Origin of the sequence: Promicromonospora kroppenstedtii DSM 19349 (assembly GCF_000515355.1) — a bacterium.
GTDB classification, from domain to species: Bacteria; Actinomycetota; Actinomycetes; order Actinomycetales; family Cellulomonadaceae; genus Promicromonospora; species Promicromonospora kroppenstedtii.
In genome coordinates, this window is sequence record NZ_KI911579.1 from 1 (window position 1) to 3,248 (window position 3,248).

The 3,248-nt window shown below is 73.8% G+C and carries 4 protein-coding genes and 1 pseudogene; 4 read left to right on the forward strand and 1 reads right to left on the reverse strand.

Annotated elements, in window-relative coordinates:
• The 3 genes from PROKR_RS02275 to PROKR_RS30435 form a co-directional block, all read left to right on the forward strand.
• Window positions 1–271: 2-C-methyl-D-erythritol 4-phosphate cytidylyltransferase (locus PROKR_RS02275; protein WP_036959303.1), on the forward strand; the 271-nt coding region annotated here is incomplete at its 5' end.
• On the forward strand, window positions 268–816 hold the full coding sequence (gene ispF / locus PROKR_RS02280; RefSeq protein WP_051432604.1) for a 2-C-methyl-D-erythritol 2,4-cyclodiphosphate synthase: 549 nt from the start codon (window positions 268–270) through the stop codon (window positions 814–816). The genes PROKR_RS02275 and ispF, both read left to right, overlap by 4 nt.
• The gene (locus tag PROKR_RS30435; protein ID WP_051432605.1) at window positions 813–1,409 is read left to right on the forward strand and encodes a TetR/AcrR family transcriptional regulator; all 597 of its coding nucleotides are present in this window, start codon (window positions 813–815) and stop codon (window positions 1,407–1,409) included. Before ispF ends, PROKR_RS30435 begins: the two co-directional genes overlap by 4 nt.
• Window positions 1,410–1,430: 21 nt before the next feature.
• On the opposite strand, the gene PROKR_RS02290 is transcribed toward PROKR_RS30435, so the two are convergent.
• Window positions 1,431–2,768, reverse strand: coding sequence for a D-arabinono-1,4-lactone oxidase (locus tag PROKR_RS02290; RefSeq protein WP_036959304.1), 1,338 nt, complete (start codon window positions 2,766–2,768; stop codon window positions 1,431–1,433).
• A gap of 56 nt (window positions 2,769–2,824) precedes the next feature.
• Between PROKR_RS02290 and PROKR_RS02295 the strand changes: the two are divergent.
• Window positions 2,825–3,248, forward strand: a pseudogene (locus tag PROKR_RS02295) (amino acid deaminase/aldolase); the annotation flags it as partial.

Below are 3,248 nucleotides of genomic sequence, written 5' to 3' on the forward strand. Positions count from 1 at the left end.
CGCCGAGCTCGTCACCGGCACACCCGACCGCGCGCGGCTGCGCGCCGTCCAGACGCCCCAGGGCTTCGCCCGGGACCTGCTGGTGCGCGCGCACAGGACCGGTGCCGCCCGGGCCCGCGCGGAGCACCTGGCGGCGACCGACGACGCCGGCCTCGTCGAGGTGCTCGGCGAGCCGGTGCACATCGTGCCGGGAGACGCCGCCGCCTTCAAGATCACCACCGAACGCGACCTGTGGCTCGCGTCCCTCGTGCTGCAGGAGAGCAACGCATGACCGACCCGTCGAGCACGCCCGACCTCACGGTCGCGCCGCCGGCCCCGTACCCCCTGCCGCGTACGGGGATCGGCGTCGACGTGCACGCCTACGCGCCGGACGGCTCGGACCGCGAGATGTGGCTCGGAGGCCTGCACTGGCCCGGGGAACGCGGCCTGGCCGGCCACTCCGACGCCGACGTCGCCGCGCACGCGGCCGCGGACGCGCTGTTCTCGGCGGCGAGCCTGGGCGACCTGGGGTCGCACTTCGGGACCGGCCGCCCCGAGTGGGCGGGGGCCTCCGGTACCACGCTTCTTGCCGAGGCCGCGAGGCGCGTCCGGGCTGCCGGGTACATGATCGGTAATGTGGCTGTTCAGGTGATCGGAAACCATCCGCGTGTCGGCACGCGACGCGACGAGGCCCAGGCGGCGCTGTCCGCCGCTGCGGGCGCGCCCGTCTCGCTGACCGCGACCACGACGGACGCGCTCGGGCTGACCGGGCGTGGCGAGGGGGTCGCGGCCATCGCGACCGCGCTCGTCGTGCCCGACAGCAGGGCGGCGGCATGAACAAGCGGAAGCCGCTGGACGAACGTCGTGCCGAGATCGTCGAGGCCGGGCTGAGCGTCGCCATGCGCGAGGGCGTCGAGTCCGTGACCGTGCGCCGCGTGGCCCAGGAGGCCGGGATCTCCCTGGGCACGGTGCACTACTGCTTCGACGACAAGGACGCGATGCTGCGCGCCATGGGCCGCGCCATCGCTATGCGGGCGTCGGAGCCCATGATCTCCGCGCTGTCGGCGGGCCCGGACCGGGCGACGCTGGCCGAGACCGCCGTCGACGCCCTGCTGACCGGCTTGAAGCAGCACCAGCACATGCGGCTGCTGACCTTCGAGTTCGCGGTCTCGGGCGCGCGGACGCCGGTGCTGCGCGAGGTCGCTCAGGCGCACCTCAAGCAGAGCATCGTGATGACGCGGGAGTACCTGCAGAGGCTGGCCGACGTCGCCGAGGCCAAGTACCGGACCGACCTCGACGCGCTGTCGCGGACGGTGGCGATCCGGATCGACGGCATCGAGCTGGCCTGGATGGTCGACCAGGACGACGCCGCCGCGCGCTCCGCGTTCGCCGACCTGACGCACGACGTCTTCGACGACATGACGCCCTGAGGCGGCGGCCTCAGGCCGGTGTCATCCTGCGAAGACCCGCTGGGTGTAGGGGTTGGCGAACACACCCTGAGGGTCGGCCGCCTCGCGCGCCCGGCGGAAGTCCTCGAAGCGGCGGTACTGACCCGCCAGGTAGCCGGCGTCGCGGGTGTGCATCTTGCCCCAGTGCGGGCGCCCGCCCACGGCCGTGAAGATCTGCTCGGCGGCGTCGAAGTACCGCGCGTACGGCAGCTTCCAGTACTGGTGCACGGCCACGTACGCGGTGTCGCGGCCGTAGGCGGTCGACAGCCAGACGTCGTCGGCGGGGGCGAAGCGCACCTCGACCGGGAACGGGATGTTCTCGCCGGTGGACCGCTGCCAGGCGTCGAGCTGGTCGAGCACCTGCACCACCGCCGACCGCGGCACGGCGTACTCCATCTCGCGGAACCGCACGCGCCGGTGCGTGCAGAACACCTCGTGCGACGGCGCCGTGTAGCGGCGCGAGCTCAGGGCGCGGGCCGAGATCGCGTTCAGCGTCGGGGTCGCCGCCGGGACGAGCGTGGCGATCCGGTTGACGGTGCCGAACAGCGCGTTGGACAGCACCTCCTCGTCGATGAACGAGCGGACGGCGCCGGCCGCCTTGCGCAGGCCGTGCCCCAGGCCGGAACCGGTGTTCGTCCCGGCGTCGACCCGCGTGTTGCGCAGCGTCAGGGCGCGGCGCGTGGCGGGGAACCAGTAGAACTCGAAGTGGTCGCTGCCCGCCACGAGGTCGTCGAGCTCCTCGAACACGCGGTCCAGGGGCCAGGGCTCCTCGACGGCAAGCAGGTCGAACGCGGGGACGGCCTCGATGGTCACCGTGCTCAGCACGCCCGTGGTGCCGAGTCCGAGGCGGGAGGCCTCGAACAGGTCGTGCCGCTCGGTGGGCGCGGCGCGCACGACGTCGCCGTCGGGCCCCACGACCGTCAGGGCGCGCACGCGGGTCGCGAGGCCGCCGAACCGGGCGCCCGTGCCGTGCGTACCCGTCGAGATGGCGCCCGCGACCGACTGCCGGTCGATGTCGCCGAGGTTCTGCATGGCCAGGCCGCGCTCGGCGAGGTGCCGGTTGAGCTGGTGCAGCCGCATGCCCGCACCCACCGTGACCAGGGCGTGCCCCGTGTCGGGGTCGCGCTCCACGCGGTGCAGGGCGTCCAGGTGGTCCAGGTTGAGCAGCACGCCGTCGGTGGCCGCCGCCGGCATGAACGAGTGCCCCGCGCCGACGGCGCGCACCGTGTGCCCGTCCTTGACGGCGCGGCGCACGGCGTCGGACAGCTCGTCCTCGGAGGCCGGCTGCTCGAGTCGTGCGGGCGTGGCGGTCACGTTGCGTGCCCAGTTCGTCCAGATCACGGGAGCACTATCCCACGGGCCCGCTCAGGGGGACAGAACCGGAGTAGCGTTCGGGCATGAGCTCCGCAGCAGACACCGCCGCGCGGCTTTCCGCCGCCACGTCCGGCCTGCCGGCCCCGGTCGCCGTCGTCGACCTCGACGTGTTCGACGCCAACGCCCTCGACATCCTCAAGCGGGCCGACGGCGTGCCTGTGCGGGTCGCGTCGAAGTCCGTGCGGGTGCGCTCCCTCGTCGACCGGGCGCTCGGGCACGGGTTCGCCGGTGTCATGGCCTACTCGTTGCGCGAGGCGCTGTGGCTGGTCGGCCAGGGCACGCGTGACGTGCTGGTCGGGTACCCGACGGTGGACCGGGAGGCGCTGGCCGCGCTGGCCGCCGACGCCACGGCACGCGCAGAGATCACGCTGATGGTCGACGACGTGACGCACCTCGGCCTGATCGCCGCCGCCGAGGAGCGGGCCGGGGCGGGCGGGCCGGAGGCGG